The following is a 15,304-nucleotide window of genomic DNA, read 5'->3' on the forward strand; positions in this document are numbered from 1 at the left end:
GATCGCGGGCCGGACGGAACGCCGCGCGGCAGCGGGCGGTCAGGCGCCGAACAGCTGGGTCCAGTACGTGCCCGCCGCGCCGCCGCCCGCGAGACCGATCCCTATGTGGGTGAAGTCGGGCTTGAGGATGTTGGCCCGGTGACCGGGACTGTTCATCCAGCCCTCGACGACCTCGGCGGGCGAGCGCTGGCCGCAGGCGATGTTCTCGCCGATCGAGCGCCGGCGGGCGCCCGCGGCCGCGGCCCGGTCCCAGGGCTCGCTGCCGTCCGGCGAGGTGTGTGCGTAGAAGGCGCGCGCCACCATGTCGGCGCTGTGCGCCTGGGCAGCGGTGGTGAGCACGGCGTCGGCGGTCAGCGGGGGCAGACCTGCCCTGGCGCGCTCCCGGTTGGTGAGGTCGACGACCTCGGCCGCCGTCCGGGCCAGGTCGCCCGGTGTGAACGGCCTGGCCCACAGCGCGGTCCAGTACAGGTCGCCGCGGCGGCCGTCACCCACGTGTGCCAGACCCGCGTGCGTGTAGGCCGGGTCGCAGAGCGTACGGCTCGCCTGCTCGTCGCCCAGGCAGTAGTCGATGAAGTCGGCGGGCGTGCGCGGTCCGGAGACCAGGTGCTCGCCGACGGTGAGATACGCGTATCCGGTGGCCGTCAGGCGCTGGTAGACGGAGACGCCGTCCGCGCCCTCCACCCCGAGCCGTCCCGCGGCGGCCATGGCCGAGGCGTGCGCACGGGCCGCGGACACCAGACGTGTGTCGAGGAACACCGGCGGCACACCGGCCCCGGCACGCACGGAGTTGACGAGAGTGAGGAAGCCGTCGGGGTCGGCGGCCGGTGCCGGCCCGGAGGGGTGGAGGTCGACGAGCGTCGGCGTCGGGACGACGACGGGCCGGCCCGTGGGCGCCGGGGGAGCGGGCGAGGCGGGCGCGCGGGCCGGCTGCGCACCGGGCAGGTGCGCGTGCGGCGCCGCCACGGCCGCGTCGTCGACGACGTCCACCCCGAAGTCCCTGGCCAGACCGGCGAGTCCGTCGGCGTACCCCTGCCCGAGCGCCCGCAGCTTCCAGGCGCCGCCGCGCCGGTAGATCTCCACGAGCAGCAGCACCGTCTCCTGCTGCGGGCGCGGCGGGGCGAACCGGGCCAGGTCTCGGCCGCCCGCGGCCGAGACCTGAAGGGTGGGGGAGGGAAGCCGGTCCAGGGAGGTGGCGGGGTCGGCCGGGCTGACCACGACCGTGACCCTGGTGGCTCCGGGCCGGAGCCTTCGCGGGTCGACGGTGAGCGTGTCGCCGTCCAGCCGGGCGCCCGGGGCCGACGGCTGGTTGTAGAACACGAAGTCGGCGTCGCTCCCGACCGTGCCGCCGTCGTCCGTGATGAGCGCGGACACGTCGAAGGGGCCGGGCACCCGGACGGTCACGGCACCGCCCGGGAGGGGCATGTTGCCCCCGGGGACCAACTCGCTCATCGCACCGCCCTGGTGTCGTCGTCCGGTCGCCTCGGAGGGCTCGTCCGGACAACGTCTGCCAGGGTGGCGCGGTTCCCGGCGGGCGGGGACGGCCGGGAACCCGGCCCGCCGGTGCGGGGCGGGTGCGGGGGATGCCGGAGCGACGGCTACCGGCGTGTGCCCGGTACCGCCGTGGGCCGCACCTCCTTCGTCTTCCTGCCGCAGAACGCCGACTCCAGCGTGCCCAGCATCGTGCGGAGCACCCGGCCGTTGTTGGACACGTTGGCCAGCGCCGTCAGGCTGCGTCTGCCGTCCTTCGTGGCGAACGCGTACGTGTAGTAGCCCTGGACGGCGCCGGTGTGCCCGTAGACCGAGACGCCGCAGGACAGATGGCGGCTGCGCAGTCCGAGCCCGTAGGACTGGGTGCTGTTGACGGGCATCATGCGTTCCATCCGCCCGAGCTGCGCGGGCGACATCAGCCGGCCGCCGAGCAGGGCGGAGAGGAAGGTGTTGAGGTCCCGTGTGCTGGAGATGACCGCGCCCGCGCTCTGCGCCCATGACATCGTCTGGTCGGTCGCGTCGACGAGGGCGGCGCCCGCCTTGTCCGGAGTGAGATAACCGTCGGCGTGGCGGCCGGGGATCTTCTTGTCCGGGTGGACGTAGAAGGTGTCGCGCAGCTTCAGCGGCTTGATGATGCGGGTCCGGTACTCCGTCCTCACGGAGTGACCGGTCAGCTTCTCGATGAGCATCCCGGCGACGACGAAGTTGGTGTTGGAGTACGCGTACGCCGTGCCCGGGGCATTGGTGCGCCGGTGCCGCAGCGAACGCTCCACCAGCCCGCGGTAGGTGAAGACCCTGGAGCGGACCGCCTCGAACCCGGGGACCGCGTTCGCGAACATGTCGTTGGTGTAGTCGTACAGGCCGCTGCGGTGGCCCAGCACCTGGCGCACGGTGATCGTGCGGTCGGGCAGCAGGCCCGGCAGATAGTGGTCGACCGAGGCGTCGAGCCGCAGCCTGCCCTCGTCGGCCAGCTGCATCAGCACGACCGCGGAGAAGGTCTTGGTGACGCTGCCGATGCGGAACCGGTCGGCGTTGCTGATGGTCCGTCCGCTCCCGCGGTCGGCGACGCCCACGGCGGCCCGGGTGACCGAGCCGTGGTCGTCGATCCGGGCCATCGCGCCGGGTGCGCCCTGCTCGAGCGCGGTACGCAGCACGTCTTCGAGGCCGTCGGGGTCGGGCTTCGGCAGCGCCCCGGCCGGCGCGGCGTGCGCGGGGGCGGCCAGGAGACAGAGCACGGCCGTTCCGACGAGCGCGCTCTTGGATGCGAGATGGGTCACATTCACACGAGGCAACTTTCTTCCGTCCCGTCACATCTCCACAGTCGACGCACGGTTGGTCACTCACTGATCACCGAGCGGCATGAATATGCGAAGTATTGCCATGTATCGCACGGAATCTGGCTTTTTAGTCTTTACATGGACATGATGCGTCCGAAAGGGTTCCGACCGGGGCCCGACCAGCCCCCATGGCGTCCAACGGCGCCGTGCGTCGGGGCGGTTGGTGGACCCGGCCGCCCTGCAAGGAAGGACCCTCATCCGTGCGTAGACCCCACATACGCAACGTGGCGGTCGCCGTCGCCGTGACGACGGCCGCCACGAGCCTCGCGGGCACCGCCTTCGCGAGCCCCGCCACGGGGGCGGGACATGCCGCCACCGCCGACGCCTCGACCGCGTCCGTGGTGTCCGCCGCGAAGGCCGCCGCCGTCGCCCACGCCTCGGCCACCGGTGTCGCCCCGGGCGACGCACTGCGGGCCGAGGACGTCATGATCGACCCGGAGGGCGCCCGGCACGTCCGGTTCACCCGCACCCACCAGGGCATGCCGGTCCTCGGGGGCGACCTCGTCGTCCACCTGACCGGAAGGCTGGCGTACGCGGGCGTCACCCGCGCCGCCGGCCACACCGTGCGGCCCGCCGCCACCTCCGCCAGGCTGTCGGCCGGACAGGCCCGGCAGAAGGCGGCCACGGCCGCCAAGGGGGACGCCGGCGTCGCCGAACTCGTCGTGGACGCACGGAACGGCGGGGCCGCCCTCGCCTACCAGGTGCACGTGAGCGGCAGCGGCACCGCCGGGGGCGGCGGCTCCAGCACGGTCGTCGTCGACGCCGTCACCGGCAAGGTGCGCAGCAGCACACCGGACAGCGACGCCTTCGTCTCGCCCGGCCTGCTCGACACGCTGCGTCGGGCCGGGGAGAAGCCCGGCCCCGCCATCGGCGCCGGCGCGCATGCCGTGGGAGCCGCCTCGTCGTCGGTGTCCGCCGCAGCCCGCCGCCCGTCGACGGCCCACGGCACCGGCAAGTCCCTCTTCGTCGGCCGGATCCCGCTGACCACCACCCGCACGGCGCGCACCAGTTACCTCCTCAAGGACCCCACCCACTGGGGCACCGAGACCCGGGACGCCAAGGGGCGGGAGCTGGAGAACTTCGGCCGGGGCAAGAAGATCACCACCCGCAACGACGTCTTCGGCAACGGCGCCACCACCAGCCGGAACAGCGCCGCCGCCGACGCCCAGTACGGCATCACCAAGACCCTCGACTTCTACAAGAAGACCTTCGGGCGCAAGGGCATCCGGAACAACGGCAAGGGCGCCCACGCCATGGTCCACTTCGGCAAGAAGGTGGCCAACGCGTTCTGGGACTCCACCTGCGGCTGCATGCTCTACGGCGACGGTGACGGGGACATGTTCAAGAAGCCGCTCGTCGTCCTCGACGTCACCGGCCACGAACTGACCCACGGTGTGGTGGACGCCACCGCCAAGCTGGAGCCCACGCGCGTGGACTCGGAGGGCAACCAGTACGGCGAACCGGGCGCCCTCAACGAGTCGCTGGCGGACATCTTCGGCTCCGACGTCGAGTTCTTCACCAACAACGCGAAGGACAGGCCGGACTACCTCATCGGCGAGAAGCTCGGCCTCAAGCAGAAGTTCCTGCGCCGTCTCGACCACCCCTCGCTGGACAAGCTCGAGGGCACGATCGACTACTGGTCGCCCCAGGTCTACGACGCCGAGGTGCACGCCGGCTCCGGTGTCTCCTCGCACGCGTACTACCTGCTCGCCGAGGGCAGCGGCCGCAAGACGATCGGCGGGGTCGCGTACGACTCGCCGACGTTCGACGGCTCGACGGTGAAGGGCATCGGCCGCACCAAGGCCACCGCCATCTTCTACCGCGCCCTGACCCGCTACATGGTCTCCACGACCGACTTCCACGGCGCGCGCGTCGCGACGCTGAAGGCGGCCAAGGACCTCTACGGGCAGAACAGCACCGAGTACAGGACGGTCGACAGGTCCTGGTCCGCGGTCGACGTGACCGCGGCCAACACCCCGGCCGCGCACCACTGACCGAGCGGCGGCCGACTCCTGCGGCACGACGGCCTTGGTGCCGCAGGAGGGCGCGTCGAGGCCCTGGCATCACCGTCCCCGCGTCGGGCACCTACCGGGTGAAGATCGCCTACGTCAGCGGTGACGCCCGTTCCGTGGCCGTCTCCACCGACGGCGGCGCGGTGAGCCACACGTTCCCCTCGACCGGCGACTGGGGGACGGTCGAGACGGTGAGCATCCCGCCGACCCTCATGGCCGGCTCCCACACGATCACCTTCGACAGCGGCGACGGCTACGCACCGGACATCGACCGGATCGACGTACCCACGTCCTCCTGACCCCCCTTCGTAGGAGCCGCCATGAACACCGGTCCGTCCCGCCCGCTGCCCAGACGCGACCTGCTCGCCCTCGCCGGCCTGCCCGCCTTCACGGCCCACGCCGCGCCGGAGCGCCCGGACGACTCGCCCACGTACCACCGCAGTTCACGCGACACGCTGCGGTGGCAGGCGCCCGCCGACGACAAATCCATGATCGAACAGGGACTGCCGGTCGGCAACGGCCGCCTCGGTGCCCTCGCGAGCAACGACCCGGGCCGCGAGCGGCTCCTCGTCACCGACGCCACCCTGTGGACCGGCGGCCGCAACGACACGCTCGACGCGGACGGCCAGTTCCCCTACGGGCGCGACGACTTCGGCTCGTTCACCCTGCTCGGACGGCTGACCGTCGACCTTCCCGACCACGACCTCGCGGCCGTCTCCGGCTACCGCCGTACGCTCGATCTCGCGCGGGGCGTGGTGAGCACGTCGTACGTCCGCTCGCGCGTGACCTACGAGCGGCGGATCTTCGCCAGCCGCCCCGACGACGTGATCGTCCTGCACTTCACACAGAGCGGCGGCGGCCACTACACCGGCACCGTCACCCTGGAGGGCACGCACGGCGAGGGCGCCTCGACCGCCTTCGGTGCCGCGCTGCCCAACGGCCTGAGGTACGGCGCCGCCGTCACCGCGCACGGCACCGGCGGCCGCGTCACGGTGGCCGGCTCGCAGATCAGCTTCACCGGCTGCAGAGACCTCACCGTGGTGGTCGGCGGCGGCACCGACTACGCGCCGGACGCCGCCCAGGGCTTCCGCGACCCCTCCCTCGACCCCCGGCGGCTGGCCCGCACGAAGGTCCGCGACGCCGCCGCCCACTCGGCGGACACCCTGCTGCGCACACATGTCGCCGATCACCGCGCCCTGTTCGGCCAGTTCGACATCGCGCTCGGCACGTCGTCGGCCGGGCAGCGCGCTCTGGACACCTGGGAGCGCATCAAGGCCCGCACGGAGACCGGCGAGCCCGACCCCGAACTCGAGGCCGCCTACGTGCAGTTCGGCCGCTACCTGATGATCTCCGGCTCGCGCGGCAGCCTGCCGCTCGGCCTCCAGGGACTCTGGCTCGACGGCAACGACCCGGCCTGGATGGGCGACTACCACACCGACATCAACCTCCAGATGAACTACTGGATGGCCGACCGGGCGGGCCTGTCCTCCTGCTTCGACGCGCTCACCGACTACTGCGTCGCCCAGCTTCCGTCCTGGACCGACCTGACCCGCCGTCTGTTCGGCGACCCCCGCAACCGCTACCGCAACGCCAGCGGCCACACCGCCGGCTGGACCCTCGCCATCTCCACCAACCCCTTCGGCGGAGGCGGCTGGTGGTGGCACCCCGCGGGCAACGCCTGGCTGTGCAACACCTTGTGGGAGCACTACGAGTACACGCGGTCACGGGCCCACCTGAAGCGGATCTACCCCCTCCTCAAGGGCGCCTGCGAGTTCTGGGAGGCGCGGCTGCTCACCACCACCCCGCCGGGCAGCCCGCGCGAGGTCCTGATCGCCGACAGCGACTGGTCGCCGGACCAGGGCCCGCTCGACGCCAAGGGCATCGCCTACGCCCAGGAACTCGTGTGGGCGCTGTTCGGGCACTTCTGCACTGCGGCGGCGGAGCTGAAATGTGACACTGGGTACGCGGCGACGGTTTCCGGCCTCCGCAAGCGGCTGTACCTGCCGCAGGTGAGCCCCAGGACCGGCTGGCTGGAGGAGTGGATGAGCCCCGACAACCTCGGTGAGACCACCCACCGTCACCTCTCGCCCCTGGTAGGGCTCTTCCCCGGCGACCGGATCCGCCCCGACGGCTCCACCCCGGACGACATCGTGGCCGGCGCCACCGCCCTGCTCACCGCGCGCGGCATGAACAGCTTCGGCTGGGCCAACGCCTGGCGCAGCCTGTGCTGGGCCCGGCTGAAGGACGCCGACAAGGCGTACCAGCTCATCGTGAACAACCTGCGCCCCTCCTCCGGCGGGAGCAACGGCACCGCTTCCAACCTGTTCGACATCTACGAACTGGGACCGGGCGACGGTGTCTTCCAGATCGACGCCAACTTCGGCACCCCGGCGGCCGTGACCGAGATGCTGCTGTACTCCCGCCCGGGCCACCTCGAACTCCTGCCGGCGCTGCCCGCGGCCTGGGCGGCCGCGGGCTCGGTGCGGGGCGTCGGTGCCCGCGGCGGCTTCGTCGTCGACCTGAGCTGGCGGGACGGGAAGCCGACCGAGGCGCGGGTGCGCAGCGTGGGCGGCCGCACCACCACCGTGGCCCACGGCGGCACCACCAGGTCCGTCACCCTGGAACCGGGCGGCTGCGTCACCCTGCGGGACTTCGCCCGGTGACGGCCCGCATCGCCCGTGCGGGCCGCCTCGGCGCCCTCCTGCTGCTGGCCGGCGCGGTCCAGGCCACCCCGGTGCACGCGTCCGCCGAGCAGCCCAGGTTCGTGGTCACGGGCGCGCCCGTGGACCGGCGTGACGTCGTCACCTGGGCCGCGAGCGCCGACCGCATGGGCGAGGCGGTCGCCGACCGCGCCTACCGTCTCGTCGTCCGCACCAGCGCGGCGGGCAGGGACCTGCGCATCCGGCTCTCCAACGCCTTCGGGGACCGGCCGGTGACCTTCGACAGCGTCTACGCGGGCGTCCGGAAGCAGGGCGCCGAACTGGTCCACGGCAGCAACCGCCCCCTGACCTTCGCCGGCGCCCGCTCCGTCACCGTCCCCGCGGGCGGAGCCACCCTGAGCGACCCCCTGCCCGGCCGGCTCCCGGCCGCGACCGACCTCGTCGTCAGCATCCACTCACCGGACGCCGCAGGTTCCGCGACCGGACACTGGATGGCCCTGCAGACGTCCTACGCCGCCCAGGGCGACCACACCGCCGAGGAGGGCGCCGGCCCCTGGACACAGGTGCTCGGCTCCTGGTTCTACCTGGACTCCGTCTCCGTGCGCACGCCCGCGGGCGGCGGAGCCGTCGCCGCCCTCGGAGACTCCATCACCGACGGCTGGGCGTCCTCCAGCGACCTCGACCGCCGCTGGCCCGACTACCTCGCCCGCCGCCTGCACGCGGCCGGCAGCGACGTGCAGGGCGTGGCGAACGAGGGGATCTCCGGCAACAAGGTCCTGGCGGACGGCGGCGGCCCCGGCGCGCTGAAGCGCCTCCAGCGGGACGTGCTCTCCCAGCCGGGCGTGCGGACCGTCCTTCTTTTCGAGGGGGTCAACGACATCAAGGCCCACACCGGGGTCACCGCGCAGGACCTGATCGCCGGCTACCGGCAGATCGCCGCGCGGGTCCACGCGGCGGGCAAGTGCGTCGTCGCCGCCACCGTCGGCCCGTACAAGGGCTGGTCGGAATGGGACACGGACGGCGAGAAGGTACGCCAGGGCGTGAACCGATTCATCCGCACCAGCGGCGACTTCGACGCCGTCGCCGACTTCGACCACATCCTGCGCAGCCCCTACGACCCCGAGCGCATGCTGCCGGCCCTGGACAGCGGCGACCATCTGCACCCCGCCGACAAGGGCATGCAGGCCATGGCCGACGCCGTCGACCTGAAGAGTCTCGACTGCGCCGGCCGCTGAGATCAGCCCGACGCCGTCGGCTCGGGGGCGATCAGCCCCTGCCGGTAGGCGATCGCGACCGCCTCCGTGCGGCTGGCGGCGCCCAGCTTGGCCAGGATGTTGGAGACGTGGACGCTGGCCGTCTTGCCCGAGATGAACAGCTCCTCGCCGATCTGGCGGTTGCTGCGGCCACGCGCGAGCAGCCGCAGCACGTCCTGCTCGCGGGCGGTCAGCGGCGAGGGGCGCTCCCGGTCCGCCGGGGCGTCGGCGAGGCGGCCGCGGCGTATCAGGCCGTCGATCCGCTCCAGCAGGGGAGCCGCGCCGAGCCGCTCGGCCACCGCCCGCGCCTCGCGCGCCTGGACGGCCGCCTCCTCGCGCCGCTCGGCCACCAGCAACGCCTCCGCGAACCGGACCTGGCTGCGCACGTGCTCGTAGACATCGCCGTAGCCGAACGCGGCCACCGCCTTCTCCCAGGCCGCCGCGTCCGGCCCGGACACCGCGCGCAGCCACTCCGCCTCGGCCCGCGCCAGCCAGGCAAGTCCCTCGGGACCCTGCGGGGTGCCGTCGTCGTCGCGCCGCGCCGTCTGCCGGGCCAGCTCGACGAGTTCGTCCGCGGTGTCCTTCCAGCGGTGGGCCTCGCCGCCGGCCGCCCGCAGCTCCACGGCCGCGTCGGCGACCGCCGTCAGGGCGAGCGCCGCCAGCCGGACCGTGAGGTCGGGACGGTGGCCCGCGTCGTCGGTCAGGGCGCCGATCGTGGCACGCGTCCGCTCGACGGCCGCCTCCGGCTCCCCGCGCAGCACGGCGGCCTCGGTCAGGGCGATCCCCGCGACCAGCGTGGCCATCCAGTCGAAGGGGCCCTCCAGCAGACGCCGGGCCCGCTCGACGGCGCCCAGGTCGCCGCGGGCCAGCGCCACGTACAGCGCGGGCCCCACGGTGTATCCGCCCGCGGCGGGCAGCACGGCCTCGTCGGCCGCGGCGGCCTGCGCGCAGGTGTCCCAGCGGCCCAGCGTGTACAGCACCAGCAGATGCAGATAGCGCATCTCCAGCGGATACGGCGACGACAGCAGCCCGGCGCGGCGGGCGCGGTCCAGTCCCTCGGTCACCCAGGGCAGGCAGCCTTCGAGGTCGCCGGCCTCGAAGGAGCCGACGGCGAGGTTGAACAGGGCGCGCATCTCCACCGGTGCGTTCGCCGCCTGCCTGGCCAGCTCCCGGGCCTGCTTCAGCCGCTCCTGGCCCCGTGCGCCGCGCCGGCCGCCGCTGTCCAGGACGGCCAGGGAGATCAGGAGGTCGGCCTGTGCGTCCGTGACCCGCAACTGCTCGGCGACGCGCAGCGCCTGGTGGGCGACCCGGCGTGCCGTGTCGTTCTCCCCGATGTGGCGCGCCGCGAGGACGTGCGTGGCCGCCGCCCACACCCAGGTCCGGGTCGGCGGCTCGGCGGGGATCATGGCGAGCGCCTCGCTGCTGTAGGCGAACGCGGCCGTCAGGCTGTCGACGCTCATCAGATTGCCGGCCAGTGTGTACCGGACGCGGGCCGCGAGCTCGGAGTCGGTGTCCTGGCCGGTGCTCGCGAGCGCCGAGCGGGTCAGGGACACCGCCCGGTGCGACTCGCCGGCATGGGCGGCCGCCGCCGACGCGCGCAGCGTCAGCGTCACCCGGTCGACGCCCTCGCCCGCGGGGCGCGCCGCCGGCTCCACCGACGCCCACAGGTCGAGGGCGGCTTCGAGGTGCCGCAGCTCCTCGGCGGGCGCGCCCACCCGCTGGGCGTGGTCGGCGGCCTCCAGGGAGGCGGCGAGCGCCTCGGGCAGGTCGTGGCTCTCGCGGTAGTGGTGGGCGCGCTCGGCCGCGGTCTCGGCGGCGTGGCCCCGCCCGGTGAGCAGCCGGGCGAACGCGCCGTGCAGCCGGGCCCGCTCGCCCGGCAGCAGGTCCGCGTACACCGCCTCGCGGGCCAGCGCGTGCCGGAAGGCGTACGTGTCCCCGCCCCCGGGGACCAGGAGCTGGCGGCCGATCGCCTCGCGCAGTGCCGACTCCAGCTCGTCCTCGGGCAGGCCGACCGCGTCCCGCAGCAGGTCGTGCTCCACGCGGCGCCCGGCCACCGCCGCCGTGCGCAGCACCTGCTGCGCGGTCTCGGAGAGCTGCTCCACGCGGAGCAGGAGCACGTCGGCCAGCCCGCTGGGCACGCCGCCGGCCGCCGGGTCGGTCGCGGCGAGCAGCTCCTCCGCGTAGAAGGCGTTGCCCTCGGCGCGCTCGACGATGCGCCGGACCGTGACGTCCGGCAGCGGGCGGTCCTGGAGGGCCCGCACCAGCCGGGTGACCTCCGGATCGGGCAGCGGCCGCAGGTCGAGCCGCTCCACGGCGGGCAGCCGCACCAGCTCGGCCAGCAGCGGGCGCAGCGGATGGCGGCGGTGCAGGTCATCGGCGCGGTAGGAGGCGAGGACGGCCAGGCGGTGCGTGGGGGCCCCGCCCGCCGGCCGCTGGAGCACGCCCCGGCTGAGCAGGAACCGCAGCAGGTCCCGGGACGACTGGTCGGCCCAGTGCAGGTCCTCCAGGACCAGCAGCAGCGGCGCGGCGTCGGCCACGTCGGCCAGCAGCCCGGCCATGCCCTCGAAGAGCCGCAGCCGCCCGCCCGGGTCGCGCGCCGCGTCCGACCCCGAGCCGAGCAGCCGGTCCACGACGGGATGGGCGGCCAGGACCGGGGCGAACCGCTCGTCGCCCGCCAGCAGACCGAGGATCTCGGTGAACGGCAGATACGGCAGGCCCACGTCACCGAGGTCGACGCAGTGCCCGGTCAGCACGGTCATGCCGGCGCCCGCGGCCCGCACGGCCACCTCGTCCAGCAGCCGTGTCTTGCCCACCCCGGCGTCCCCCGCGACCAGGACGGCTCCCGCGTCGCCGCCGCGGGCACGCTCCAGGACGTCGGCGAGGCGGGCGAGGTCTTCGCGACGGCCGACCAGAGGGCTGGTGAAGAGGGTTTCGGACACGCATTCATCCTTCCACGGAGCACTGACAGCACCGCGGGCACGCGTCACCGGGCGGTGCGGAACCCGCACCGCCCGGTGACGCGTGCCCTGCCGGTCAGCCGTTCAGGACCGCAGCGTCCTCGTCCAGTCCGCCGGTACCCGCCCGGCCGGGCCGGGTGCGGGCTGGTCCGCCGGATGGCTCTGCGGCGGCGCGAGGCCGGGGCCGGACTCGTAGAGCTGCGAGCGGTCGAAGTCCCAGAACCAGCCCTCGCCCGGCTCGTAGCTCTGGATCACGGGGTGGCCGGTGTCGTGGTAGTGCGCGGTGGCGTGCTTGGCGGGGGAGTCGTCGCAGCAGCCGACGTGGCCGCACTGGGCGCACCGCCGCAGATGGAACCACCAGCCGCCGGCCTCGTCGCACTCGACGCAGCCGGCGCCGCTCGGCGGGACGCTGGGATCGATTCCGTTGGCGCTGGTCATGCGGGCTCCTCGGGGGTCTCGTCGGCCGGGGCGGTCAGCGGGAGCAGGACCTGGAAGCGGGTGTCGCCCGGTTCGGACTCGACCTGGAGGGTGCCGTGGTGCTTGTTGACGACGATCCGCCAGGAGATGTCCAGCCCGAGCCCGGTGCCCTCGCCCACCGGCTTGGTGGTGAAGAACGGGTCGAAGATACGGCCGCGGATCTCCTTCGGCACGCCCGGTCCGGTGTCGCGGAACTCGACGAGCAGCATGTCGTGCTCCAGCGCGGTGCGCACCGTCAACGTGCCCTCCCCGCCGATGCTGTTGACGGCAGCGACCGCGTTGTCGATGAGGTTGGTCCACACCTGGTTGAGCTCCGCCGGGTAGCCCGGGATCCTCGGCAGTGTGCGGTCGTAGTCCTTGACGACCTGGATGCGCGAGCCGATCTTGCCGGACAGCATCAGCAGCGTGCTGTCGAGGAGTTCGTGGACGTCGGCGTTCTGATAGGGGGCGCGGTCGAGCTGCGAGTACTGCTTGGCGGCGTCGACCAGGTTGGAGATGCGGATGGTGGAGTCCTCGATCTCGTCCATCAGCAGCTCGGTCTCGACCGTGTAGTTGAGCCAGCCGATCGCCCCGGGAAGGATCTCCGGGTCGACGTCCGCCGCCACCTGGTCCAGCCAGTCGAGGTCCAGGCCCGCCTGCACGAACGTGGGCGCGAGCCGCCAGCCGTCGGGGATGTCGTGGTCCTCGAGCCAGTCGGTGACCGCGTCCTCGCGGTCCGAGGCCTCCAGCGGGCTCAACGTCGGCGCCTTGGCGACGAGTTCGGCGGTGCGCTCCTGGATCTCGATCAGCTTGGTGATGGCCTCGCGGGAGAACGCGCCGGAGGAGATGACGCCGAGCTTGTGCCGCATCTTCGCGACCCGCTCGCGCAGCGTGGCCGTGGCGCGCACGGCGGCGGCCGCCGGGTTGTTGAGCTCGTGCGTGAGGCCGGCGGACAACGAGCCGAGCGCCAGCAGCCGTTCACGCTGCCCGATGGCCCGCTGGGTGCTCTTCGAACCGAAGAACAGCCCCTCCAGCAGATGCACCGCCATCGGGAACCACTCCTGCATGATCCCCGCGAACGTGTCCGCGGGCAGCACGAAGAACCGCGTCGGCTCCGTGACGCGCATCGAGTTGTTGTAGACCTGCCGGACCCGGTCCCCGATGTAGGCCTGCATGGCACCGGCGTAGACCCCGGGCTGGGAGGTACGGTTCACCTCGACGTCGTCACCGCCGACCCGGCGGGAGAGCACCACCGTGCCCTCGACCATCACGTAGAAGCAGGTGGCCGGTTCGCCCTCCGTGTACACCGGCCCGGGTTCGAACTGCTCCACCCGCCCCTCGCTGCACAGCCGTCCGAGCTGCTCGGGCGTGAGCTTCTCGAACAGGAACAGCGAACTGATCTCCTGCGTGCTGCAGGGCATCAACTGCCCGCTCACGACTGCTCCAGATACCGGTGGACGAGCATCACGGCCATGGCTCCCTCTCCGACGGCGGACGCGACGCGCTTGGCGGACTCGGCGCGTGCGTCGCCCGCCACGAACACGCCGGGAATGTTGGTCTCCAGGTGATAAGGCGGCCGGTCCAGCTCCCATTCCGCGGGCGGCCGCCCGTCCGCGGTGAGGTCGGGTCCGGCCAGGATGAATCCGCGCTCGTCGCGCCGCACGGTGCCGTCCAGCCAGTGGGTCAGCGGGGCGGCGCCGATGAACACGAACATCCACTGCGCGTCGACGAGTTCGGTCGCCCCGGTGTCCATGTCGCGCAGGGTGAGCTGCTCCAGATGGTCGGAGCCGTGCGCGGACTCGACGACGGTGCGCGTGCGGACCGAGATGTTGGGCGCCTCGGCGATCTGCTGGATCAGGTAGTACGACATCGACGCGGACAGGTCGGAGGCGCGCACCAGCAGGGTCACCGACTTCGCGCCCCGGGACAGGTACATGGCGGCCTGCCCCGCGGAGTTGGCGCCGCCCACGATGTAGACGTCCTGGCCCTGGCAGGAGGACGCCTCCGTGAGTGCCGAGCCGTAGAACACCCCGCACCCGGTCAGGTCGTTGCAGCCCGGTGCCTCCAGCTGCCGGTAGGAGACGCCGGTCGCGAGGATCACGCTGTGCGCGGCGACCGCGGAGCCGTCGGAGAACCGCACCGTCCGGGCCGCTCCGTTGACCTCCAGCCCGGTCACCTCGCGCGCGGTGAGGACCTCGGCGCCGAACTTCGCCGCCTGGCGGCGGGCCCGGTCGGTGAGCTGCGCCCCGGACACGCCGTCCGGGAAGCCGAGGTAGTTCTCGATCCGCGAGCTCTGGCCCGCCTGGCCGCCGGTCGCGGACCGCTCCACGAGCACCGTCCGCAGCCCCTCCGACGCCCCGTACACCGCGGCGCCGAGCCCGGCCGGACCGCCGCCGATCACGACGAGGTCGTAGAAGTCCGCGGCGGGTGTCGTCGCCAGTCCCACGTGCGCGGCGAGTTCGGGTGCCTCCGGCTCGACCAGCGGCGACCCGTCCGGCGTGATCACCAGCGGCAGCCGCTGCCCGTCCTGCCCGGCCGCGGCCAGCAGCCGCTGCCCCTCGGGCTCCTCGGCGGAGTACCAGCGGTAGGGCACCTGGTTGCGGGCCAGGAACTCGCGCACGTCCGAGGAGCGCGCCGACCAGCGGTGCCCGACCACCTTGGTGCTGGGCACCGGCCGGAAGTCGCTGCACCGCCACGCCTCCAGCAGGTCGTCCAGGACCGGGTAGAGCTTCTCCTCGGGCGGGTCCCAGGGCTTGAGCAGGTAGTGGTCGAGATCGACGACGTTGATCGCGTCGATCGCCGCGCTGGTGTCCGCGTACGCGGTCAGCAGAACCCGCCGCGCGCCCGGGTGGACGTCGAGGGCCTGCTCCAGGAACTCGATGCCGTTCATCTGCGGCATGCGGTAGTCGGCCAGGATCACCGCCACGAGATCACCGCGCAGCTTCAGCTCCCGCAGTGCCTCCAGCGCCGACTCCCCGGACTCCGCGCGGACGATCCGGTACGACTCGCCGTAGCGGCGCCGCAGGTCACGGGCGACGGCTCGGGACACTCCCGGGTCGTCGTCCACGGTCATGATGACGGTCCGCGCTGCGTCGGACGTCTGTGCCATACGTCTCCCACCCCGAGTGGTCGGACCGACGG

9 protein-coding genes and 1 pseudogene are annotated in these 15,304 nt (G+C 73.1%); 4 read left to right on the top strand and 6 right to left on the bottom strand.

All coding sequences use genetic code 11. The annotated features are described in order from the left end of the window. Positions 1–39: 39 nt before the first annotated feature. A complete protein-coding gene (locus ACIRPX_RS02535) occupies positions 40–1,449 on the bottom strand; it encodes a CAP domain-containing protein (protein ID WP_404187427.1) in 1,410 nt (469 codons plus the stop codon). Positions 1,450–1,595: 146 nt separating this feature from the next. Then, a complete protein-coding gene (locus tag ACIRPX_RS02540; RefSeq protein WP_404187428.1) occupies positions 1,596–2,765 on the bottom strand; it encodes a serine hydrolase domain-containing protein in 1,170 nt (389 codons plus the stop codon). A 260-nt stretch (positions 2,766–3,025) separates the two neighbouring features. Here ACIRPX_RS02540 and ACIRPX_RS02545 point away from each other — a divergent pair, with 260 nt between their 5' ends. The 4 genes and pseudogenes from ACIRPX_RS02545 to ACIRPX_RS02560 all read left to right on the top strand — a co-directional run bounded on the left by ACIRPX_RS02545 (position 3,026) and on the right by ACIRPX_RS02560 (position 8,732). Continuing rightward, the gene (locus tag ACIRPX_RS02545) at positions 3,026–4,819 is read left to right on the top strand and encodes a M4 family metallopeptidase (protein WP_404187429.1); all 1,794 of its coding nucleotides are present in this window, start codon (positions 3,026–3,028) and stop codon (positions 4,817–4,819) included. Positions 4,820–4,899: 80 nt separating this feature from the next. Then, positions 4,900–5,136: pseudogene (locus ACIRPX_RS02550) on the top strand (carbohydrate-binding protein); the annotation flags it as partial. Between the two features lie 21 nt (positions 5,137–5,157). Next, positions 5,158–7,500, top strand: coding sequence for a glycosyl hydrolase family 95 catalytic domain-containing protein (locus ACIRPX_RS02555; RefSeq protein ID WP_404187430.1), 2,343 nt, complete (start codon positions 5,158–5,160; stop codon positions 7,498–7,500). After that, entirely contained in the window at positions 7,497–8,732 is a 1,236-nt protein-coding gene (locus tag ACIRPX_RS02560) for an SGNH/GDSL hydrolase family protein (protein ID WP_404187431.1), read from the top strand. Before ACIRPX_RS02555 ends, ACIRPX_RS02560 begins: the two co-directional genes overlap by 4 nt. A 2-nt stretch (positions 8,733–8,734) precedes the next feature. Here the strand turns inward: ACIRPX_RS02560 and ACIRPX_RS02565 are convergent, their stop codons facing one another. The 4 genes from ACIRPX_RS02565 to ACIRPX_RS02580 form a co-directional block, all read right to left on the bottom strand. Next, positions 8,735–11,689, bottom strand: coding sequence for an AAA family ATPase (locus ACIRPX_RS02565; protein WP_404187432.1), 2,955 nt, complete (start codon positions 11,687–11,689; stop codon positions 8,735–8,737). 102 nt (positions 11,690–11,791) lie between these two features. After that, positions 11,792–12,145, bottom strand: a complete 354-nt coding sequence (locus tag ACIRPX_RS02570; RefSeq protein ID WP_404187433.1) for a UBP-type zinc finger domain-containing protein — start codon at positions 12,143–12,145, stop codon at positions 11,792–11,794. Then, complete coding sequence (locus tag ACIRPX_RS02575; RefSeq protein WP_404187434.1) at positions 12,142–13,599, bottom strand: ATP-binding protein; 1,458 nt, start codon at positions 13,597–13,599, stop codon at positions 12,142–12,144. Before ACIRPX_RS02575 ends, ACIRPX_RS02570 begins: the two co-directional genes overlap by 4 nt. After that, complete coding sequence (locus ACIRPX_RS02580) at positions 13,596–15,272, bottom strand: FAD-dependent oxidoreductase (protein WP_404187435.1); 1,677 nt, start codon at positions 15,270–15,272, stop codon at positions 13,596–13,598. The genes ACIRPX_RS02575 and ACIRPX_RS02580 overlap by 4 nt, the downstream gene beginning before the upstream one ends. Between the last annotated feature and the right edge of the window lie 32 nt (positions 15,273–15,304).

The organism is Streptomyces sp. NPDC101225, from assembly GCF_044767585.1.
Taxonomy (GTDB): domain Bacteria; phylum Actinomycetota; class Actinomycetes; order Streptomycetales; family Streptomycetaceae; genus Streptomyces.